At 55.2% G+C, this 22,029-nt stretch carries 15 protein-coding genes; 11 read left to right on the top strand and 4 right to left on the bottom strand.

The window, feature by feature from the left end:
• Nucleotides 1-214 precede the first annotated feature (214 nt).
• Both OPC11_RS21275 and OPC11_RS21270 read right to left on the bottom strand, forming a co-directional pair.
• Entirely contained in the window at nucleotides 215-3,916 is a 3,702-nt protein-coding gene (locus OPC11_RS21275; RefSeq protein WP_264783322.1) for a hypothetical protein, read from the bottom strand.
• Nucleotides 3,913-4,752 carry a DUF1819 family protein gene (locus tag OPC11_RS21270; RefSeq protein ID WP_264783321.1) on the bottom strand — a complete coding sequence of 280 codons (840 nt, stop codon included), beginning with the start codon at nucleotides 4,750-4,752 and terminating at the stop codon, nucleotides 3,913-3,915. Before OPC11_RS21270 ends, OPC11_RS21275 begins: the two co-directional genes overlap by 4 nt.
• Before the next feature lie 121 nt (nucleotides 4,753-4,873).
• Here OPC11_RS21270 and pglX point away from each other — a divergent pair, with 121 nt between their 5' ends.
• The 3 genes from pglX to OPC11_RS21255 all read left to right on the top strand — a co-directional run bounded on the left by pglX (nucleotide 4,874) and on the right by OPC11_RS21255 (nucleotide 12,630).
• Nucleotides 4,874-9,112 (top strand): BREX-5 system adenine-specific DNA-methyltransferase PglX, encoded by a 4,239-nt coding sequence (pglX, locus tag OPC11_RS21265; RefSeq protein WP_264783320.1) that lies wholly within the window; start codon nucleotides 4,874-4,876, stop codon nucleotides 9,110-9,112.
• A gap of 94 nt (nucleotides 9,113-9,206) precedes the next feature.
• Complete coding sequence (locus OPC11_RS21260) at nucleotides 9,207-9,728, top strand: hypothetical protein (RefSeq protein ID WP_264783319.1); 522 nt, start codon at nucleotides 9,207-9,209, stop codon at nucleotides 9,726-9,728.
• 184 nt (nucleotides 9,729-9,912) lie between these two features.
• Entirely contained in the window at nucleotides 9,913-12,630 is a 2,718-nt protein-coding gene (locus tag OPC11_RS21255) for a DEAD/DEAH box helicase (RefSeq protein ID WP_264783318.1), read from the top strand.
• A 227-nt stretch (nucleotides 12,631-12,857) separates the two neighbouring features.
• Here the strand turns inward: OPC11_RS21255 and OPC11_RS21250 are convergent, their stop codons facing one another.
• Complete coding sequence (locus tag OPC11_RS21250) at nucleotides 12,858-13,763, bottom strand: hypothetical protein (RefSeq protein ID WP_264783317.1); 906 nt, start codon at nucleotides 13,761-13,763, stop codon at nucleotides 12,858-12,860.
• A 153-nt stretch (nucleotides 13,764-13,916) separates the two neighbouring features.
• Between OPC11_RS21250 and OPC11_RS21245 the strand changes: the two genes are divergently transcribed.
• Nucleotides 13,917-14,990 carry a competence protein CoiA gene (locus OPC11_RS21245; RefSeq protein ID WP_264783316.1) on the top strand — a complete coding sequence of 358 codons (1,074 nt, stop codon included), beginning with the start codon at nucleotides 13,917-13,919 and terminating at the stop codon, nucleotides 14,988-14,990.
• A gap of 77 nt (nucleotides 14,991-15,067) precedes the next feature.
• Nucleotides 15,068-15,961, top strand: coding sequence for a hypothetical protein (locus tag OPC11_RS21240; RefSeq protein WP_264783315.1), 894 nt, complete (start codon nucleotides 15,068-15,070; stop codon nucleotides 15,959-15,961).
• Between the two features lie 194 nt (nucleotides 15,962-16,155).
• Here the strand turns inward: OPC11_RS21240 and OPC11_RS21235 are convergent, their stop codons facing one another.
• Complete coding sequence (locus OPC11_RS21235; RefSeq protein ID WP_264783314.1) at nucleotides 16,156-17,043, bottom strand: hypothetical protein; 888 nt, start codon at nucleotides 17,041-17,043, stop codon at nucleotides 16,156-16,158.
• Nucleotides 17,044-17,283: 240 nt separating this feature from the next.
• Here OPC11_RS21235 and xseA point away from each other — a divergent pair, with 240 nt between their 5' ends.
• The 6 genes from xseA to OPC11_RS21205 all read left to right on the top strand — a co-directional run bounded on the left by xseA (nucleotide 17,284) and on the right by OPC11_RS21205 (nucleotide 22,027).
• A complete protein-coding gene (xseA, locus tag OPC11_RS21230; protein WP_264783313.1) occupies nucleotides 17,284-18,330 on the top strand; it encodes an exodeoxyribonuclease VII large subunit in 1,047 nt (348 codons plus the stop codon).
• A 2-nt stretch (nucleotides 18,331-18,332) separates the two neighbouring features.
• The gene (locus OPC11_RS21225; RefSeq protein WP_264783312.1) at nucleotides 18,333-18,515 is read left to right on the top strand and encodes an exodeoxyribonuclease VII small subunit; all 183 of its coding nucleotides are present in this window, start codon (nucleotides 18,333-18,335) and stop codon (nucleotides 18,513-18,515) included.
• A gap of 210 nt (nucleotides 18,516-18,725) precedes the next feature.
• Entirely contained in the window at nucleotides 18,726-18,974 is a 249-nt protein-coding gene (locus tag OPC11_RS21220; protein WP_089699213.1) for a hypothetical protein, read from the top strand.
• Nucleotides 18,975-18,980: 6 nt separating this feature from the next.
• Nucleotides 18,981-19,403, top strand: coding sequence for a hypothetical protein (locus OPC11_RS21215; RefSeq protein ID WP_303649103.1), 423 nt, complete (start codon nucleotides 18,981-18,983; stop codon nucleotides 19,401-19,403).
• Between the two features lie 30 nt (nucleotides 19,404-19,433).
• Complete coding sequence (locus OPC11_RS21210; protein ID WP_264783310.1) at nucleotides 19,434-21,170, top strand: hypothetical protein; 1,737 nt, start codon at nucleotides 19,434-19,436, stop codon at nucleotides 21,168-21,170.
• Nucleotides 21,167-22,027: a hypothetical protein gene (locus OPC11_RS21205; RefSeq protein WP_264783309.1), complete on the top strand. Its 861-nt coding sequence runs from the start codon at nucleotides 21,167-21,169 to the stop codon at nucleotides 22,025-22,027. Before OPC11_RS21210 ends, OPC11_RS21205 begins: the two co-directional genes overlap by 4 nt.
• Nucleotides 22,028-22,029 lie beyond the last annotated feature (2 nt).

Below are 22,029 nucleotides of genomic sequence, written 5' to 3'. Positions count from 1 at the left end.
AGTTCGTTCCCAGCTTGGTCCTCAACGCCAACCCAGTTCGTTAGTGTATCTGGTGTTGTCGGATCTGCCCATCGGACCAACCGTTCAGTCACGCGATGTTCAACAGATGGTTCGACTGGGACCATGACGAAGGGATTTCGAATTCCCCGTCGTTCGCCACTCGCGAAGTCGACCAATTCCTCGGTAAATCTCTTGAGAGGGTTTCGTGTCGACGTCATTTGATAATCACACCTCCATCAATCTGCTCGATAGTCGGGTTCCTCGATTTCACAATACGCTCAAACTGACTCTTGAGTGCAGACTCATCACCGAACAGCACTCCTACTCCTTCGATTTCATCGGGCCGAGTACCACCGACCAGCTGTTCTACTGTCTCGTACTTTTCTCGATACGAGTCGACTCGATTCACATTGAGGCTGTCCCAATCCGTCGTTGAGGATACCGTCCCAAGCGCTCGTTTCAGTGCGCGTTCATCGTGAGTTCCGGGCTCCCTGTTTGTCAGCGCGCTAATGCAGGCTTGGATGCTTTCGTGGGTATCTCTGAAGTGTCGAAGTGGGCGGAGATATCCGGACTGGAATCCATCGTGAACGCTGTGTTCCGGGAGCTGTAGGGGTGGAATCAGCCATTGATGTCCCTCGAGTTTCGTCGCTAGCGATTTCGCGTTGGTCTCTGCTACCTGAGTCGACCAATCCTCTTCAAGCGCCGAAATCGCGGTTAACCGGGCGTCCAGTGACTGATCGAAGGACTGCCATCCCTCCTGTGTCCACCACTCCCGACCAGATTCGTTATCGAGTTGTTGGCTCAGCTGATCCAGTTCGTCGTAGAACGACTGGCTAAGCCAGTCAATCTCCAACTCTCTGAATCGCAATAGACCGTCGAGTTGTAGCAGGTAGGACTCTCTAGACTCCCACCGATCCTCGACTGCAGTCATCCACTCTTCGTCACTCGCTACTCGGTCGATTACTTCCTCCCAGTCCGTGTCGTCAGCAGCAATTGCTTTGGCGCGAGATTCTGCACCATCCGACAGTTCAGAGAGTGCATTACTGAATGCCGCAACCAGCGAAACGAGCGCCTCGCTCTCTATTTCAGTCTCTATACTGACTTCTGTCGTCTCTGCAAGCGTACGCGCTCGCCGCATGACCGACTCATTCAGTTCTTCGAGGGCGACGATTCCCTCGTCAACCGTCTGAATCGGGTCGATGATTCCAGCATCGATGAACTGTTCCTTGAGCGACGTCGACGACGGTGCCGTACGCAGCTTGATCTCCATCTGCAGCGAGAGCGTCAGCAGCTCATCTGCAGCGAGAGCCTCCCCGTCCTCTGCAACCGGACGGAACTCTCCCGCGCGACACAGCCCCCAGAGGACCGCCGTTACTGCCGGTTTGACCTCCCCGTAGAACGGCGTCTCTTCGGTGATTTTCTCGAAGAGTGCTGGCAGACCCATCTCTTTGTCGTGGTCGACCAATGTTCGACCGACAGCACCTCGAACCTCTTTCGCAATCGTCCCCATCGTGGACACCTCTGCATCTGGCGTTGGGACATCGATTTTCTGTGCCCACTCTGGATACTCCTCGTCGTCGTTGAGGCGCTTGAGTTCCGTAAGGTAGCTCTGGTCCACCTCGAGCATGACGGGATGGAAGAACGAGGGGTAGGCACGGTTGATGCATTCTTTTACCGCCGACTCGAGTCCACGTGGCTCCTGGGATTCGACCTTATACGAGCCGTCTTTGAGTGCGCTCGCGAGTTTGCTTTTCACCCTATCTGCTGCATCGTCGACGTCTCGGGCTATCGTATCTGGTGTCTCCGTCTCGGCTGTCGCTTTGTGGAACGACCACCACTCGATGAGCTGGCTTCGAAGATCATCCAACCCGTCCTCCTTGACCGACCAGTAGATCGTCCCCTCGTTGATCTTCTTGGAGTCGACATCAGGTCGCACGCCCCGGATAACGACAGTGGCTTCGAGCGCACTCTCGTGCTCGTCTTCTTCATCCAGTGCTTGCCCGTCGATGGAGAAATTGTACGATATGGGGTATTTGTCGCCATCGCCACCATAGGGAACCGACGTTGGAAGATTCAGACGAGGGCTGATGTCTGCCCAGAGTTCGTCGTCGAGAGCGGCGATTATCTGGTCCCAATCTGGGTTCTCGCGATTCTTGCGTGCCTCTTCGATAATCTCTCGTTCCTCTCGGTCCGTGATTCGGAGCAGAGGACCGTCCTCGGCCGTGTTCGGTCTGATGTACTTGTCGAGGTTCTCCAGTGAATTCTGGACCTGGTTTCGGACGGTCGTCCGCGGCTGCCCGTCGAGGTCGTCCATCACCGCAACCGCGATGTTGGCGTCGTTCTGTGGGACTGAATCGGGCACGTACGAGAGGAGCAGGACTGCTTTTGCGACCTTGAGGTCAAAGTCAGTCGTATCTTCGTCGGCTTCGATCTCTTCCAAGACCTCTATCTCGTTGGGAATGATGTCCTCGAGCTCGTACCGAATCAGGTCATAGAAGTCGACGAGGCTGATGAGGGACAGCTCCTCTTTGGTCTCGTCGCGCATCCATCGATCTCGGAGTCCGGCGACGATAGCGAGAATCGCTCTCGCAGTCCCAGAGAAAATCGACTTCGTCGAGTCGGCTAACTCGTTCCGTAGATTCGAGAGAATTTCCAGGAAGAGCGCCGGCTGGTAGGGCAGGAGCGGATAGAACTGCACGAATTCCTCTTCATCGACTTGATTGAGAGGTGGCTCCGTGTTCTGCCCGACTTCTGAGTAGACGAACGTGGAGGTCGGATGTACCCGCGCCGTCAGTGCTTCTGACTCAACCCAGTCTGCTCCGTCTTCGGTCTTCTCGAGGAGACGGCGCTGAACGATTTCTCCGACGTGATGACTTGGTAGGTGATACTGGTGTGGGAATCGGTCTTTGAGAATCCCGAAGTCGAGTTGCTTCGCGGCGAGTCCTGGTCGGACGTCCTCGATTTCGGACTGCGCCGTTGCGACCATCTGGATGTTTCCATCACCGATCGTATCGATACTCTCCGCGAGTGCGTTGAGTTCCGAGAGACGCTGGTAGTCCCCACCGATGAACAGCGTCACCTCATCGACGAGGAGGACGATTTTGACTGGCTTCTCAGACTCCGCCTCCAACTCTTGTCGATACGACTCGACGGCTTCGACAGCCATCCGCTGTCCGATATCCTGCCGTTGGATGTCTGCCAATCCGTCTGCGGTGCCCGTTTCTCGTTCGACGAGTTCCTCCAGGACGAGGTCAGAGAGGATTCGGTACTGCTGGACGTCGTCCCACGAGTACTGTTCCGCGTTGGGAACGCCTTCGTCTTGGAGGACCTCCTTCGTGAGTTCATCACGCTGATCCCATGTTCCCTGATTCTGGTACCACTCCTCGAAGAACGCGACGTCGAGTCGGTTCGAGAGACCTCGCGCCTGATAGACTGCTTGGAGGATGATCTCACTGAAGCTTTGTTCGCGAACACTCTGGTACTTCAGGAGGTTGATTGGTAGAGGGACGAGGCGATACTCGTCGAGCATCGAGGACCACGTCCCGAAGAGGTCTCTGTAAGCGCTATCTGAATCAAGTCTATTCCAGACCTCTTCTCTGTCTTCCTCTTCGAGATCTGCGGATGCAGTGAGGAGGTTGAGGACGGTCAGCAGGTGGCTTTTCCCGCTGCCGTAGTACCCGTAGAGCCAGTGATTGGCTCCCTTTCGCATCTCCTCGTCGTAGCCGTGGATTCGAGTGAAGAAGTCCCGGAGGAAGTCCTCTGAGGCATCCGTGATGTGGTAGGTGTCGAGGTAGTGGCGGTAGAGCTGGTCTCGATGGGCGGCTCTGTCGTCGTCCTCGTCGAACTTCCGGTCGATGCGGATCGACTCCTCGAAGGTCGCGTCCTGCTTCTCGAAGAGGTCCTCCATGGGCGTCATGCCGACCCCTCCGCAAGCATCGTGTAGAAGTCGTCGATGGGTTCGAACCAGACGCGACTCCGGGCTTCGTGGTGTGTCCAGCCCTCATATCCGGCCAGACGCTTACTCTGAGGCTCCCAGTACTCTTCGGACTGGAACAAGTAGAGCCAGCCGATCGGCTTCGTGAGCCACTCGTCTCCGTTCTGCGCCCAGGAGTAGTACGCGGCGACTTGGAGGGGAACGTCGCCGACTTTCGGCGGTTGACCCGTTGTCTCGGTCTTTCCTTCGAGCACACCGATATCTCGAAGGGCAGACCTGAGGCCCTGTACCCATCGTTTCTGGGTTGATTCAGAGTATCCTAGCGGCTCACCAGCCTTGTCGCGGAATTCGTCGAGAATGCTGAGCACAGTATCCATCTCGAAGTCAAGTGCAGAGGGGCCTTGTTTCATCAGTCGTCGGAGATACTCGTGAACAACAAAGCGGGCCAGCCCGTCGTGGTTGACGAGGTAGAGAAAGAGGACCTGTGCCTGATCTCGTTCGTTCCGACACTGGTCCAGAATCGCTGGAAGCAGCGGGACCGATGGAAGTCCTTCCCCCGCTGACTGAAGCCGGGCTCGGATAGCAATGAGCAAAGACTTCGAACTGTTTCGACTACTCCGATTCGCAACGCGGTCATCGTACCAGATCTCTTTTACTGAGGTCCAATCGAGTTCGTCCGCGTAGAGAGAGGAGATATCGTGCGTTCGCTCGGTCTGGAGACCACACCGAGTTAAAGCCATCGTGATTTTCGATTCGGGGAGTGTCCCAATGAGAGATGGGACCCATGAATCCAGCTCCCCGTTTCGACCTGTAGCCATACTATGACGAGTCCGTGGTATCTACTTAGAAGTTCTTGTGACGATTTCTGGGCGAATGAACGGACGGCAAGGGAACTTTGATGTAGGCTCATTATGAGGTAGGAGACAAGAGCGGTACATCATGTCTGGACAATCTTCTCTTGAGGCGAAAGCTCAGCTGGACAAATCAGAGCGTGAGCATCTCGAAAACGTCGTCACAGACCTTCGGGAAACTGTTGAGGCGGATATCGAATATCAGCTCGAACACGCCTACGAACTCAACGATAAGGACGGAGGTGAGGATCTCTCTGGCGAAGAAGTAGAAACTCGAGCTGGATTGGTAACGGCTGTTCAGCGTGAGGACGATGAAAAGTCATGGGAGGAGAAGTTCGAACGGTATGTAATGGGTGTCGGGTATACTGTCGTCAATCGGATTACTGCCCTCCGTTGTATGGAAGTCAGAGGGTTCATTGACCGCCCAGTCACTCAGTTTGGAGACTCGGGAACAACCCCTGCAGCTGAGAAGCTTGAAAACGAGAAGTATCTCGGTCCTGACGAGGCTAAAATTGAGGCCTACGACGAGGCCTGCGACAAGCTGACTGACGAAATCGAGATTCTGTTTGACCCTGAATCACCATACAGCATCGTTGACCCCGACGTCGATGTCTTCGAACAACTCTGCCGGAAGCTCGATGATGTCTCTGAGGAGGTTTGGCGTGCCGACGACGTCCTTGGCTGGGTATACGAGTATTACAACGCCTCTAAGCTGGAAGAGCTACGCCACAAGAGGAACCAAGAAGGATTAGAACCCGAGGATGTACCTCCGGCAAATCAGTTCTACACACCACATTGGGTCGTGCGGATGCTCACCGATAACAGCCTCACCAAGATGTATCTGGAGGCAAATGACGAACTCCCGACGACTATCGAAGAACAATCGACGCTCTCCGCAGAAGAACGCAAGTTCCGCGACACATCTCCTGCGGAATCACCATCGCTAGCTGATTTCAGCACGTATCTCGTTCCGACAGAAGAAGAAGGTGAAGCCCCGACTTTTGAGGAACCAAAAGACGTCCGAGTAATCGATCCCGCTTGTGGGAGTGGTCATTTTCTATTGTATGCCTTTGACGTCCTCGAGCGAATCTGGCATCAGGAACGCCCCGACCTCGCCCGGTCTGAAATCCCAGAAAAGATTCTTCGGCACAATCTCCATGGGGTAGACCTCGATATGCGAGCCTGCCAATTGGCTGCATTCAACCTGTATCTAAAGGCTCGAGGACGCGCTGAGGAAGAGGGTGCTGAGGACTTCCAAATGCCAGAGGTGGGTATTGTTTGTGCCGACGCGAAGATTGCTAATATCGGAGCTGCTTCTGAGATTTTCGATGAGGTTGCAGGAGATCAGCCCGACGTACGGGCTGCTCTTGAGGACATTTTGGAGGCATTCGAAGATGTCCAGGGACTTGGGTCGCTACTCGATGTAAGGGGAACGCTCGAAGAGCATTTCACAACAGCGGAGCAGCCAACAATCATCGAATCTATCGAGGGTCCTGGTAGTATCACCAAATTCCTTGAAAATCTCCATCAAGAAGTCGCTGAGCACCGGAACGGTGAGTCTTTTATGGCGCAGGACCTCCGAAGCTTTCTGCGCGTTCTGGTAATTCTGTCGCAAGACTACGATGTCTCATTGATGAATCCGCCATACGGTTCGGGAAGTGGAATGCCTGATATCGTTAAAGATTACGTTGAAGAACACTACGAATATACTCCGGAGTTCTACATCAACTTCTTCGAGGTATGCGACCATCTCACCAAGGAAAATGGTCGCATCGGGATGCTCGTCCCGCGTTCATTCATGTTTAAGCGGAGCTTCGAGGATTTCCGTGAGGATTTCATTGGCGAAAAAGGATCGTTCGATTTCTTGGCTGAATACGGTATCGGGGTGTTGGATAATGCGACTGTTCGAACCGTTGGAACGGTTGTCCGTAGTAGCGAGTCACAAACGCCCGAGTCTGAGGGAAGTTTCCTCCGCCTTCATGATCTTGAGTCAGAGGAGAAAGAACAGAAATTCCTCTCGTGTACATTTGGCAACCCCGTGGATGAAAACGGGATTCGGCGTTTCTACAAAAGAGAGATGTCCGAATTCGATATGATATCTGGGAGTCCCGTTTCTTACTGGGTTCCTCAGGATCTTCGTTCATTATACGACTCTGATATTGCTCTTGATGCCGATAACGGCCGTGTAGATAAAGACAGTCTTGGAGTAGTAAAACAAGGACTTGCAACGGCTGATGATCCCCGGTTTCTTAGGCAGTTTTGGGAAATTAGCGGTGATGACTGGGTTCCTTTTGCAAAAGGAGGAGAAGATGCATGGATGCTCCCTCGCGTGAATCTGGTTCTTGATTGGAGTGAAGATGGTGATACGGTAAAACGCTATCCTGGATCCTACCCTCGCAATGATCAATACTATTTCAATGAAGCACTGACCTATACGGTCGCGAAGGAGGGTGGGAGACGATTCGGGTATCTACAACAAGACTCAATATTTGGTCACAAAGGGTCCGTCTTCATCCCAGATAGGGATATTTGGAGCGCCCTCTCATACTCGAACAGCAATCTATTCACATACTTAATGCTCTGTCAAACGCCAGAGCGGATGTGGGAGATTGGAGAAGTTTCGAAAGTCCCATGGTATGATGATTTAGGCGGGATAGATGCACTTGAAGAAAATTCAGAAGGAATCCTTGGTCTGCTTCTAAAGCAGAGGCAACACGATTTCGAATCGCCTTATTACACTGGTCCAAAACTGCTGGAGCCCATAATCGAATCAAAGCCTCCAGAATGGTACGAACACCCACATAGAACTCTCGTTGATTCAATCGACACTCCCACAATCGAGGGACAACACAGTGGTGAGACTACCCTGCGAAATTTAGCCATCGCTGCTGCGAAACGACAAGAATGGTTACAGCGAGAAATTGAGCAACGAGCCTCCGAAATTGATCAGACCCTCTTCGAGCATTTCGATATAAATGAAGACCAACGGGAGGTAATACTGCAGGAGATTGCCCTCCGGACAAATGAAGACCCACGAGAAGAGCATGAGTACGATCCCGAATCCATCACGGAACCTGCCGGGAACGTCGAGGAACTCGTCAAGGATCTCCTGCTCCATCTAATTCTGAAAATCACGGAAGAAGACGACGATGGAATTGTCCCACTCGTCTATGAGGCTGACAACGAAAAACCATTGATCGAACGACTCGAAGCCGAGTTTGAGAACATCTTTGGAACCGAGGCACAGGATCGACTTGCAGAAGCTGATCAAGTACTTGGTGACAAAAAGCCTGAATCCGGGGCCTATCCTAATCTTCAGTCCTGGATCATAGAAGACCTGTTTGAGTACCATCTCCAAAAATTCAAAAATACACCCGTTTTGTGGCGACTTACCACGGAAAGACTCGTCTCGGGCCCCAAGAGAGAGGGGTTTGCCTGTCTAGTAGACTACCATCAGCTTGATGCGAGTCTCTTCGATCGGATCGAATCCCGCTATCTTGAGCCACTCAAGACCGAATATCGCGAGCGCAGGGCAGTTGCAGACCAGCGTCGGTCCGATAGTTCACTATCAACAACTGAACAAGCAGAGGCTGCGGAAGAATATGAACGATATGAGAGTGCCCTCTCCCAGATTAATGAATTTCAGGAAGCAACTCTTGAACTCAGTTCACCTCATCCTCCAGAAAGAGACGAGGCCGTTCAATCAACGGCTGCTGAACTCAAGCCGCTTGTCACGAAGTTTCGAAAGCGTACAGCTGAACGGCTCAGTACGCTCGACAAGCTCGTCAAAGTGATGGACTCTGAAGAGTTTGAGGATCACTTCAGCCCCAAATTCCTTGAACGAGTGAACGAACACCGGGGTGAATGGCTTGATGCACTTGAGGATCTTGAGGCCGCATGTGAGGCTTACAGTCAAGACAAATCAATACCAGTTGAACCCCATCTCTATGATCTCTTCTCATATATCGACGACAACGTCGGTTCGACGTATCACGGAAGCAATGATATCACCTTCTTGAACCACTACTTCAGTAAAGGTGATAGATATTTAGACAACGGAGAGCCCCGTGAAGGACTTGAAGGAGCTCCCCGTCTCTTAGCCGAACTTGCTGCCGAAACTGATGAAGATGTTGAACTCGGTGAGGAAGTCAAGGATAGGTGTAATCAGATATCAAAATTACTGCCCTCTGATTGGGAAGACCGAGCTCTTCAGGAAGTGCTGGTTACTGGCTACAGCCCCGTTAAGAAACACGGCGTTGTAATCAATATCCAGCCGCTTGCAGAACAAAAACTCGTTCCAGAGTCTGTCGACGAAAAGGTCCTATAACACCAAGTGGGGTAGACTGCCAGTTTCGAATATCGTGATCTGGAAACCGGTAAGAAAACGATTTAAAAAGGACCCACAAAAATACGGTACCTAGATGAGAGCAGCTATATTCACAGAAGGCTCGTCGACGACGGGCGAATCTACTGAGTCTTATTCTGAATTCTTCGAGGGCTCATTCCTATCTGTGAATACTCTCGCTGACGATCTCTCCGATTACTGTGATACTGAGGTTCACGTCCTCTCCGAAATCTATGGCTATGTTGAAGGAGGAGACGTAGTAGAGCCAGAACCGACCGTCGATCAAACCAAGTCCACAGAACGCTTTGAGGACTCTCTACTTTCTCAGGTTGGTGAACTCGATGTGGTCGTTCTACTCTTCACTACCGATGTGTTCAAACAGATTCTCACCCCAAACTGGGAGACAATAGTAGAGCAAGCAAAGCCAGACTCGATATGGTGCATTGGAACCTCTCGCAATGCGTTGAATTCAGTCGATCTCGAATCGCTGGAGAGCCAACACCCCGTTCTCATCTACCAACGCCGGGGTGTTGCACGCGTTGGAACAGAAACACGAGAGGAATTGATTGACCATGTCCGTGCTCGATTAGATGACTAGGGACTTCGAACCCGGCGACCGAATCAGGCTCAACGGCGACCCAGCAGAGGTCATCCGTACGTACGAAGTCGGGAATCTCCCGTACCTCCGGGTCTACGTCGAGGGTGATGGTGCGAAAACGGTCTGTCTCGACCACGTCTCCGTCGAACCAAGCAGTGATGCACTCGATACCCTCGAAAACCAGGTGGCGGACCTCCATCCCCGACACGAAGCAGTCTCGTCGGAGTGGTTCGACCTCCGGACCGAGGCCCTCCAGCTCAAGATGGCCCATGAGCAGGGGCAACTCCTGAGCATCTCGAACTCGCTCGTCCGCCTCGAACCCTACCAGCTCGCCTGTGTGAATCAGGTAATGCAGAAGCTTCGCCAGCGAGCGCTCATCGCCGACGACGTCGGCCTCGGGAAGACCATCGAGGCAGGCCTCATCCTCAAAGAACTCGAAGCCCGGAATCGAGCCAACAGCGTCCTCTTCCTAGTCCCGGCCCACCTCCAGAAGAAGTGGATCCGAGATATGGAGCGCTTTTTCGATATCAACCTCACCGTGGCAGACCGCCAATGGGTCGACGCCGAGCGTCGACGCCTCGGCGAGGAGGCGAACATCTGGGACCAGGAGGGCCAGCGCCTAGTCACCAGCATGGCGTTCCTCCGTCAAGACGAGTTCCAGACTGAGATTGAGAACGCTTTCTGGGACGTCGCCGTCATCGACGAAGCGCACAAGGCCAGCAAGCGGGGCGAATCTCCAAGCAAGACCTCGCTCATGGCCGAGCGCGTCGCCAATCGCTCTGAATCTCTACTGTTGCTGAGTGCAACACCACACGACGGGAAAGGTGAGGCGTTCCGGTCGCTCATCAGCTACATCGACCCGTTCCTCGTCGCGGAGGACCAAGATCTCACTCGGGAGACGGTGAACCGCGTCATGATTCGGCGCGGTAAAGAGACCATCTACGACGACAACGGTGAGCGCATCTTCCCCGAACGAGACGTCCAGACGGCCACCGTCTCGATGTCCCCCGCAGAAGAGCAACTGTACGAGCGTGTCACCGAGTACGTCCGCGAGGTCTACAACCGCTCTGACCAATTGAACGAGCCCGCTGTCGGCTTCGCAATGGCGCTCATGCAAAAGCGACTCGTGAGCAGTGTCGGCGCTATCCGCGAGACACTCCGACGTCGCCTCCACGGACTGCTCGAACCCGATGAGCGGAGTCTCTCGAGCGATGCGACGGCCTATCTCGAAGGCGAAGACTTGGAGGACTCTGACCGTGAACAGGCGGAGCAGGAACTCGAACGCCTCACGGTCCCCCAGGGTGATGAGGCACTCCAGAAAGAGATCGACACGCTGCAGGAACTCGTCGCGATGGCCGAGGACCTCCCGGTCGACACCAAGGCCCGGAAGGTCAAGCGTTACATCGAACAGCTCTTCGAGGAGCATCCGGACGAGAAACTCATTCTGTTCACCGAGTACCGTGACACACTGGACTATCTACTTGACCTCTTCGCCGACGAACCGTGGGCAGATGAGATTCTGACCATCCACGGGGACGTGAGCAAAGACGACCGAGCCCAGATCGAGGACGAGTTTAACTACGGGAAGTCGCGACTCCTCATGGCGACGGATGCTGCGAGTGAGGGGATTGACCTCCAGCACAGCTGCCACATCATGATTAACTACGAACTCCCGTGGAACCCGAACCGCCTTGAACAGCGAATCGGTCGAATCCATCGCTACGGCCAGGACAAGGAAGTCAAGGTTTGGAACTTCCAGTTCGATGGTACACGAGAGTCCGAGATCTTCAAGCTCCTCCAGGACAAGGTCGAGGAGATTCGGTCGAAAGTCGGTGCGACGGCGGACGTCCTCGGGATGCTGGACGACGTAAACATCGACTCATTGCTCATGAAGTCGGTTCAGAACCGCGAACCGGCTTCCGCGACGAAAGAAGAACTCGAGGAGCTGATGGAAGAGAGAGAACAGACGCTACTCGAATGGTACGAACGGAGTCTCATCGACTGCAGCACGTTCGACGCCGAAAGTCGGCAAGAGATTCAGTCGATCGTCGACGACTCAGAGGACGTCTTCGGAAGTGAACAGGAGATCCGCGAGTTCTTCACCCGAGCTATCGAGGCGTTCGAGGGCTCTGTCGAGAAACGCGGAAACCAGCTGTACGAGGCAGAAGTCCCACCTGAAGTGACTGACAGTGGGCAGCCTGAGACGCTGGGTCCGTTCACCTTCAGCCGCGATTTCGCCATTGATCACGACGGAATCGAGTATCTCTCCCCGGATGCAGATGTTCTACAGGCCCTCCGTGATCTGGTTCTCCAGCAGGAACAGCACGCGGGGAAGACCGGAATGAAGCTGCTGCCGTTCGTCGACCAGCCCGGCATCACATTCGTCTACAAAGTCGCCTTCGAAGATGCGACCGGCAAGACGATTCGTGAGCAACTCATCCCCGTCTACGTCGACCTCGCTGGACTCGACGCCCAGCGTTCCCTCGGCCAGCGCGTCCTTGATGCAGAAACGATTCACGCTCGTCCAGATGAGAGCACGGTCTCTCGCCTGCTCAAGCAGCGTGATGAACTCGAAGACGCCGCTGAAAGGTACATCAGTAGTATGGTCGCCGACATCCGTGAGGGCCTTCTCGAAACCCGGCAGCAGGATGTCCAGCAGGAACTGTCTGACCTGGAAGCCTACGAGCAAGCAGAGCGAGATCGAATTCAGTCGTTCATCGATTCGTACGAACAAAAAGCGACTACGGGGTCGGATATGCGTATCGCGATTCGGAACCAAAAACAACGCCTCGAGCAGCTGGAAACCCGAATCGCATCTAGGAAGGCGGAGCTACGGAAGCGAGAACAGGTCATCTCTCTGGCGCCAGATATTGAGGCGTACTGTTTGACTCTTCCCGTATAGGTGAGAATGACGGTTCAGTGGCTCCGATCCGCACGGAAAACCAAGGTCAATCACCAGAGAACCCTGCTATCTACGTCTTCGGCGTCAAGCACTCTGATTCCACGTTAGCGGATTCGATCCCCGACACTCTCCCAGAGGACGGCGCTGCGGTGTATCATGAATGTACTCGTGAAGAAATGCCATCAGCACGAGAGGCGTTCTGGACTAGCCCATTCGGACTGCAGATTTCAGTCCTCTAATGCAGTTTGAAGCTCTGACCCTGGGGAGCCAAAGATCTCGTCGAACTCATCGGGCTGCGTTTCCGCAAAAGTGCGGAGCTCCTCTTTCGACGTAATTCCGTATTCAAGAGCGAGATAATCCTTGGTCGCTGCACCGATGCGAGGTAGTTGAGCGAGATCGTCCTCGTATTCCAGCTGGTGGTTCTCTAACCAATCGTGAGCCTGTGTGAGTGCATCCTCAGGTGTGAGTCCATCTTCTGCCCCAGCCTCGATTGAGTAGCCCTTTCGATACCAAGCGGTTCGGCCGGCGTCTGGGGCGTTACACGAGACAGTCGTACTCCCGTCTGGTGCAGGGCTAATCGTGAGATTGAATCGCCCTGCAGAGACCCACCGGATACGGTTCGATGATGACTCCACAAGTTCCCATCCTGTGAATGAGTCGCCGGGAGTGAGATCTGCAAGCGGCCCCGTGTCGCCGAACGAACCGCCGGTCGAGAATCCATCGAGATGGTTCGTCGCGATACTGGAGACGACATCGCTTTCGACACCGGTCTCTTTGGCGATGTCCATTGGGTCTGCTGTTCCGAGAAAGTCCTCTACTGTGGTGTAGTCCGCATCGGCAAAGGCGACGAGCCGCTCGCGGTTCATGAGGTTCTCGTGATGGAGTCGATCGTCAATACCCGTCTCTGTAAGATGGTGGAGGTAGTCGCGAGCGGTCGAATCAGCAAACCGGACGTGCCTTGTCTCTATCGTTCCATGTTCGAGCGCGTCAATGAGTGTCGAGAGTGAATACGATGTCGTGAAGAGGGCATTCCACTCCTCCTCGTCGCCATCGAACAGCTCGAGATCGGTTCCTGGTTTGAAGTAAGGTGGCAGGTGCGTCTCCGCAAATTTGAGCAGCGAAATAAGCGTCATTCTTAGTAATACCTGACAAACTAGTGGGTAAATAGGTACGTGTTGTTCGGAGAATTCACAGACCCTGCACAGAGAAAAGATATTATTCTGTACTTTCACTCTCTATTCAAGAGATAGTCAATGCCGTTTCTGGCCCTACACCGTGGAGAGGAGGTGATTCCAAATCAGGTTCAGCGAGAAGACGCGCTTGAATGTCCGAAATGCGGCGATGCGTTGAAAATTCGCCGTTCCCATCATCGGTCTGGGTCGTTCGTGGCGCGGCATTTCTACCACGCTACAGAGGAAGAGACGGACTGTGGGGGTGAATCACCACCACATCTGCGGATGAAGTCGATTGCGTACTCGAAGCTCACAACGGAGTATCCAGAAGCCACAATCGGGTTAGAGCAACCGCTTGGAGATCGCCGAGCTGATATTCTCGTTGAGTTCTCGGCCCCCCAGTTTCCCGAGGGCCGGGGAATCGGTGTTGAGGTTCAGCATCGTCACGAAGACAAGGATATTGAGGCGGTTACTGAGGAATATCTCGCCCAGGAGTACAGCATCCTGTGGCTTGACCAGGACGATTTCTCTGGCTTTGACGTCGACCTCTCCGGTATTCTCACGGTCTGGCCACATAGCGTTCAGCACGACTTCTCCGACGGGTATCATGGTGTCATTCACTGGCTCCGCCAATCCAAACCGGCGAACCCTTCGGTTGAGGTCGTGCTCCCGGCGGAGTATCTCGCTGAGATCAGTGGTCTTCTCCGTCGCTCGTGGGAGTATGGGAAGTTCGAGTATGGTGGGCAGTCAGACTGGACTGATCTGGGATTCTGGTGGTTGAGCGCATCGTATGACCCATTCCAGAAATGGGTCAAGCTTGTCGAGACGCCGGACGGTCGTACAATGCTCCAGTTGGGGAAACAGGTGCGCGGGACAGAGCATGTTCTCGCACCGGTTCAAACAAATCATGGACGAAACCGGGGGAAAGTCCATAGCTTGGCGTACGAGGTCGAGTCGGCCGAGGTCACGTCTCGTGGATGGCAGGACGTTAAGAAGGTCTGGCTTGAGAGCGGTCTCCAGAATACGTCCGTGCTGTTGAAGCTCGTCGGGACGCCGAGTGGGGATCTGGCGCTGTCGCTGGGGAAATTCAAGCAACACAGCGATTCGAAGGAGTTCATCACGGTTTCGACCGAACACGAGCACAACCTGCAGGAGAGTCTCCACGAACTCGCGAACCTGCTCGGTTGAGATGCACTAAAAATCGAAGACAGGGTGCTCTTCGAGCGCGACTTTTGTTTAAGTAGGTGGGATTAAGAGTCAGTAACATGGACGAACACGATTTCGAGATGGACGAGAGCGATTTGGAGGTCGGTCCTGCGCCGACGGAACCCGAGGCTCCGATGATTACTGACGACTACCAGATACGGCTCGCAGACGGCTGGACAGAGGAATCCTTTGAACGCGGGACGTACGGGTCGGAGGACACGCCCGGCGTCGAAGCACGGTTCACTGCAGCCGAGAACACCGAGATCCATATTGACCCGGTGGAGTACGAAGTAGTCGGGCGTCGACGACGTATCCAGGGACTCGAAGCTGACTTCGAGTCGCGTCTACACAGCGACGACGTCGCCGCCGAAGCGAATGAGGCAGGTGGACGAGTCTACGAGCCCTGTCTATTCGCAGTGCGTGCGTACTACGCGCCAATCAGCTCCCCAGAAATCTCGACGTACACGCTCACCACCGACGCAGACGACGCTATTGCAGCAGCCTGCTGGCTCTCGCATGCGACCGACCCAATGAGTCTCGGGCAGGCGATCGAACGGGTAATTCAAGCACAATCGGGCGACGACCCCGACCACTACGGCATCGACTATCCGACTGACGAGGAACGCGTTGAGGATGTACTCGTTGCAGATCCGAATCGGTGTTTCTACTCCGGGAAAACAACCCGGAGTCATCTGCTTCGTCTTCCCTTCCGATACGCACCGCTTCTTGAGGAGTACCCGGAGAACGCCGAGGCATTGCCCGCAGTTCCACCACAAGTCGCCGGATTTGAGGTCGCGGTTTCCCATACCGAGTGGAGCGAACGGTCGCTCTCAGAGGGGGCGCTCGAAGCACCGATGGAACGAGTGGAGGGCGGAGTCTACCAGCTCCCAGGCCATGTCGCAAAACGGGCTGACGGGTTCCCAGTTGAGGCGACCGGATTCTCGCAGCGGTAGCTCCATCCAGTCATTAGACAGTCTGGTCATCTCCTCCGTAGTCATGATACAGCACTAGGTTTATACTGATCGGAGCGCTTCCTTCACGTATGAGCCTCGAAGAGACGGTTGATTACCTCGCTGAGGAACTTGACCTCGAGCGAAGTGAGCACGTCCGCGAGGTCGGTCAGTCGGTCGCAGAGCTTCGCGACTGATCAAAACAGTTCTTTGAAATCCCGTTCGACGAGCCCAGACTCCAGATAGTCGATGAACTCCTGCTTTGTCGGCCCCGCTTTCTTGAGGAGATCGTCTCGCTCTGCGCGCTCCAGGACTGCACGAGCAAACTCCGTACAGTGGTCTTCGTGCCGAGTGGCGTACGTCGACAGTGCCTCACGCCAGTGCATATCCAGCTCGAACTTGTCTAACTGAATCTGAATCCCGTCTTTTCGCTCCACAAGTTCGACGCCAAGCTCTTGCAGTTGCTTGAATCGAATGTTGTTCCGGCGAACAGTGATGAGGCGTTTCGAGTCGACGATATAGGGATCAACCCACTCCTGCCAGGTTTCATCATCGAAGTGAGTGCGAGGCATCTCGAAGTCTGGCTCCACACTCTCGATACAGAACTGCAGCATCGCAATCCCCGTCCGATGATTCGCATTCGGCAGCGAATGTCGGAGAATAAGGTTCGACATTACCTCGCCGGCGACCTGTGGGAGTCGTGTGCCCCACGAGACATGGTCGAGTGCCTGCCGAATCTTCTGTGGCTCAAACTCCTTGTAGAGGCGGAACTCTTCTTCTTCTCTCACGTCTACAGCCGCTTCGAGCAACTCCACTAATCGAAACGCGACGACCTGCCCCTCACGGGGGAGCTCGGCGATTCGGTCGCTGAGCCACTTCTGGTCGAAATCAATCTCGTTTGCGTCTTTGATCTCCGTGTCGCTCTCATACAGGACGTAGACAGGGGTATCAAACGGATAGCCGATGAGCTTCGTCGCGCTGTCTGAATCGTCACGACGGGACAGAATCTCAGATTGAGAGGCCGAGCTATACTTCAGCGAGAAGTTCTCGGCTTGGGGATGGTGATAGTAGACGACACGAGCCATCTGTGCAGAGGGCTTGGTGATACGTGCTTAAATCAACTCGGCGTTCGCGCAATCAGGGCCCCAGTGCTGCTCTGTCTTGGTATCACAGCTGTCTGAAAGATTGAGGGGTATTTGGATTTGGAACTACAACTCGATTCAGACATAGATTCGCTTGAAAGTAGAGTTAGGGGACTTGGTGTCGCACTATCCTCAACGACTGTAGATATATAGTTGTGGAGAGTCAATCAAACGACGGATCAGATGGGAAGAACCTCCGAAGCCGACGCTGACGTGGTCGAACCCTCTAGAGATATCCTTTCTGTACAGCAGCTCAATCAGCGTATCTCAGATGTCGTAGATACATCCGAACCGCTCCAGGATGTCCGCTGTTATGGTGAGGTCACGAATCTCGGGGGGAGTAATGCAGCCCTCTACTTCACGCTCACCGATGGCACACACGAGCTTCCGTGTATGCTCTGGCGGAGCCGCTATCGGAATATGGACATCGACCTCGAGGATGGCCTCGAAGTCATCGTTCACGGTGACATCGATTACTGGGTCGAAGGTGGGAAACTCGACATCAAGCCGTGGCGGATCACGGTCGTCGGCGAGGGAGAACAGGCTGCCGCTCTCGAACGTCTCACTTCTGAGCTCGAACAGCGCGGATGGTTCGAAGACGAGCACAAGAAAGACCCACCACGATTTCCGGACCGAGTCGGCGTCGTTACTTCCCTCCAAGGCGATGCCCGATACGACATTCAGGACTCGGTCCATAGTCGAAACCCCACAATTGACCTCGTGATGAAGGATGCGAGCGTCCAGGGGCCAAACGCGCCGACGTCACTCGCAAACGGAATCCACCATCTTGACCGCAACCAGGACGTCGATTCCATCATCGTGGGTCGAGGCGGCGGAAGCGACACCGACCTGATGGCGTTCAACCACGAGTCCGTCGCGGAAGCCATCTTCACGTCTAACACCCCGGTTGTCGCCGCGGTCGGTCACGCAGAAGACCGGACGATAGCAGGACGCGTTGCGGATCGAAACGCGATCACGCCGACTGACGCCGGTGAGTACGTTACTGCGGACGTAGAGCAGTTCCTCTCTGGCGAGGTGGACAGATTAGAGCAAGAATTGGAAGCCGCCTACGAGTCGTTCAGGCGGGAGTTCGAACACGAGAAAGAACTCGAGCAAGCCGCCGCGGAGGCGGGTGGACCAACGGGGATGAGCCCGGCCTACTACAAGGCAATCATCGCGGTCCTCGTCGTGCTCCTGCTTGTCGTGCTCGGATTGTGGCTGTTCACGTAACCATGGCTAAAGACACAGAGATTTCGGAGAACGTCGAGCGAATCAATACCCTCATCGAGCAGCTGGAATCCGGTGACCATTCGAAGTCGACTGGGGAGGAACTCTTTCAGGAGGGACAGGGTCGGCTTGCGAAGCTCCGTGAACTCGTCAACGATGGGGATGGCGAGATCATCGAGCTGGACTGACGGACCTGCTCTGGATGACTTAACCAACGTGGGACGGTACTTCACCAGCCTTGTTGGTTAAGACGTGTTCGATGCTGTCCTCCAGCCAAACTCTCCCGATTTATTTCTAGCTTAGTAACACTCGCAATATCCAGAAAATATTTATTTCTCATCCAAATACTCGGTCAATATGTACCACGACTCCGTTGGTGCATACCCATACTCGCACGTATGATAACCCGGTCAGTCACCATCGAAGACATCGATGACCTGTACCTGATGTGGAACGACCACATCAACGCCTCCGCCCTCTATCGCCGCGCTCTCCGGGAGGAAATGGAAGTCCGCGATGTCGACCCCGACGACCTCCGCACCCTCCTCGAACGGGCCCGCGAGCAGGGCTACACGAAAGAAGAAATCGCCGACGAGACCAACCGGTACGCCGATCTGAAGGCACTCGTCGAAGACGCAGAGGAATAACCCGCTATGACACAGGACAGTACAACCTCCGAGACGTCTGAGAATCGTACTGACAATCAGTCCACGGTAGTGAGCAAGGTCCCCAAACAAGCCGTTCTCACCGTCGCACTATTGACCCTGTTCGCTGTCCAACCCGCCGCAGCACAGACCAGCGCGGTCTGTAGTGCGGACAACCTCCCCAGCATGATTGAGGGGTTCTTCCAGCTCACCACTGGACTCGGCATCGTCGGCCTTGCCGTGGTCTGGCAGGCTGACTCCCTCATCGAGATGTTCACCCTCAACCCCGAGCAGAAGAAGGGACTCAAGCGCCACAAGCGCTCTGCGATGAAGTCTGCCGTCGTCCTCGTCGTCCTCGGCCCGTTGTACACGGTTGCCGGGTCGATGATGGGCCTCCCGCTGGCGCAGTGTGTTGACCTCGTCCCCTGGTAAGCCACTCCACCACCCCGTCGCGAGCCCCCCATGGAACAACGAGAGCTCTCCGTGCTCATGGCCGTCCTGTTCGTGACGAGTCTAGTCACGGGTATCGTCACGGCAAGCCCACCACGGCCAGGTACGGAAGGAAATGGGCTTTCTGAGAACGAATCTGCGACCCTCTGGTCTCGCGATGCGGATAACTACATCAGTCAAGAGGAGTACCGCCAGCGCTACGGTGACGAGCGGACCGCCATCCACCAGCTCGCGAATGGCACGGACATCACGTTCAAGCGGCCGCCCGCGACTGCCGCAACCTGGACCCGGAACGATTTCGAGGACCTCGACGCCGGTGACTCGGATACGTCCGTTCATCCGCCCCACGCGTCGCTCGAAGATGGCGTGTTCATCGCGGATGCCCACGCGACCGTATTCGCGGTTCAGCCGTCGACGCGGGGCCACCTCGAGTCCGGCGAAACCCCGCTCTACATCGCACCGAATGGGACGATGCGCGGGTTCGTCGATTACCGCGTTCGTGTTCCAAACGGGAGTTCCTCGGGGAACAGGACTGTCGATTGGTCGCTTACGAACCACGAGATCGAGGAAGTTCGGCTGCAGAAAGACGGGGAAACCATCGCGAGGATCGATGGGTCGCACACGCCGGCCATCGACTACCAGATCGACGACGACTGGAGTGCAACCCTCACGCTTGAAGCAGAGATCCACGTCAGGCTGAAGAAGACGATACGGACTAACGTGGGAAACAGCACCGACGTCGACGTCGTCTACCGTGAGGAGACACGAAACGTCTCGGACTCGATCGACGTCGAGATCTACGACCTCTCTGCGTACCCCTACTACGCCGAGTACCCCAACGGCGATGCAGGCGTTGCCATCTTCCAGTCTCGGCCGTGGCAAGGCTACACGCTCACCGACAAGGGGAACGCGAGCGTACGCGGTGTCTGGCGGTTTTACACTGCCCGAAACACCAACTGGGACACGCTCGTCAGGTCGAACCGAACCGACAGCGCCGAAGTCGAGTCCGATGCACTCCCCGTGTACGTCCACGCGTATCCGTCCCGAATCGGACCGCGTGCAGAACCCGTTCGCGACGGCCCGGAAATCATCGACACCTGGGGCACGGAACGGCCCTCTCCGCTGGGGACCATCGGCGAGAACGTCAACATCGAGGTCGTCAACCAGTCCTACGAGACGACGTACGGTGTCGCCGTCCGTGCCGAGAACGTCGACAGAGAGGCACTCCACGTCGCGGGCATCGTCCGCGGTGTGAACGCATCTATCGTCGAACCCGACGCCGGTTCCGAGCGGCAGCTTCGTCGCAGCAACCTCACGGTGGAGGTTCTTCAACAAAACCAGTCACAAGCGACACTCCGGATCGAACTGCGTGACAACCAGACTGGCGCACCGATCGTCCTCAACGACAGCGCCCGCCGGTATCCCATCGGGGGTAGCCCACGTGATGGCTACATCACCATCGCCAACCGGGAGGTCGAGACCAACGTCTCTGGCGTAGCCATCGTGACGATTACTGAACCCGGCATCTACACCGCCCGATATCATCCGGGATCGTGGCTCGGACACAACCCAGCCTACGTGAGTGATACGGCGACCGCCAGGTGGCATCCACTCGGAACCATCGACGGCTGGTTCGCATTCATCTTCGAGGTCGGCTGGCAGTTCATCCCCTTCTTCGTGATGTTCTACGCAGGGAGCCGTCTGCTCCGAATGCTCGGCCCAGAAGATATCTTCCAACGAGATCCATGACCAGAAACCATCCACACATCAGTCGACGAAACGCCCTCCGAACAGTTGCAGGCGCGGCGCTTGCAAGCGTGGCTGGCTGTCTGAACGACGGTGGAAGCTCCGGAACTCCCAGTGACGGGACAGCCGCTACAAACAGCCAGGGGCCGCTCACGCGAGTCGCCGTCGAGGGCACGACGCTCGTCGTCGAGCTCTCTGCAGAAGCCGAGATCGACCAGGTCAACCTCATCCAGCCGAACGGAGAGCTGTTCGGAAAGCGTGACGTGGCTGCAGGGGCCCAGCAGGTCTCGTTCGAGATCGGAACTGCATACGAGCCCGGCGAGTACCGCGTGGTCGCGCTGAAAGGGGAGGAGAGTGTGGTTGAGACAACTCTTCCCATACAACCAGACCTCAGCATTGTAGAGATGGGTATTGGCAGGAATCAACCCGAGAAGATGTGGGACGGTTCGAGCGACGAGATTGCTGAAGAGGCATTCGTGACTGTTGAGAACCGGGGTAGCGGTCCAGATGCGATTACGAAACTTCTCTTCCTCGGTGACGTACCGTATCCCTCTGACGAGGGAGGAACAAATTATGCGAACAACGAAGACGTTAGCGGAATCTACGATCCTCAGTCTGATTCTGAGGTGAGCGAGGTCATCGTTGCAGCAGGGGACCAAGTTACGATTTACAGTTCTCGATCTCCCTTCGCGTTCGTTCCCGGCTCAGGGACTTCGTGTAAAGACGAACAGCAGAGTGGCGAGTTCGAACTCATCCTCGAAACACCAGTAGAGGAGGCTCAGCTAACCAAGAACTACAACATACAGTATTCGGCCTCAACAGAGGCAGACAACTGTGAAATAACGATTAGTGAATCGTAACT

The sequence above is a fragment of the Haladaptatus sp. T7 genome (genome assembly GCF_026008575.1).
GTDB lineage: Archaea > Halobacteriota > Halobacteria > Halobacteriales > Haladaptataceae > Haladaptatus > Haladaptatus paucihalophilus.
Note: the sequence above shows the minus strand (reverse complement) of the source record. Positions and strands in the feature narration are given on the sequence as shown.

Bases quoted from the DNA above. Each gene is read 5' to 3' on its own strand.
- OPC11_RS21275 (WP_264783322.1), bottom strand. From the start codon at position 3,916: ATGACGCCCATGGAGGACCTCTTCGAGAAGCAGGACGCGACCTTCGAG.
- OPC11_RS21270 (WP_264783321.1), bottom strand. From the start codon at position 4,752: ATGGCTACAGGTCGAAACGGGGAGCTGGATTCATGGGTCCCATCTCTC.
- pglX (WP_264783320.1), top strand. From the start codon at position 4,874: ATGTCTGGACAATCTTCTCTTGAGGCGAAAGCTCAGCTGGACAAATCA.
- OPC11_RS21260 (WP_264783319.1), top strand. From the start codon at position 9,207: ATGAGAGCAGCTATATTCACAGAAGGCTCGTCGACGACGGGCGAATCT.
- OPC11_RS21250 (WP_264783317.1), bottom strand. From the start codon at position 13,763: ATGACGCTTATTTCGCTGCTCAAATTTGCGGAGACGCACCTGCCACCT.
- OPC11_RS21240 (WP_264783315.1), top strand. From the start codon at position 15,068: ATGGACGAACACGATTTCGAGATGGACGAGAGCGATTTGGAGGTCGGT.
- OPC11_RS21235 (WP_264783314.1), bottom strand. From the start codon at position 17,043: ATGGCTCGTGTCGTCTACTATCACCATCCCCAAGCCGAGAACTTCTCG.
- xseA (WP_264783313.1), top strand. From the start codon at position 17,284: ATGGGAAGAACCTCCGAAGCCGACGCTGACGTGGTCGAACCCTCTAGA.
- OPC11_RS21225 (WP_264783312.1), top strand. From the start codon at position 18,333: ATGGCTAAAGACACAGAGATTTCGGAGAACGTCGAGCGAATCAATACC.
- OPC11_RS21220 (WP_089699213.1), top strand. From the start codon at position 18,726: ATGATAACCCGGTCAGTCACCATCGAAGACATCGATGACCTGTACCTG.
- OPC11_RS21215 (WP_303649103.1), top strand. From the start codon at position 18,981: ATGACACAGGACAGTACAACCTCCGAGACGTCTGAGAATCGTACTGAC.
- OPC11_RS21210 (WP_264783310.1), top strand. From the start codon at position 19,434: ATGGAACAACGAGAGCTCTCCGTGCTCATGGCCGTCCTGTTCGTGACG.
- OPC11_RS21205 (WP_264783309.1), top strand. From the start codon at position 21,167: ATGACCAGAAACCATCCACACATCAGTCGACGAAACGCCCTCCGAACA.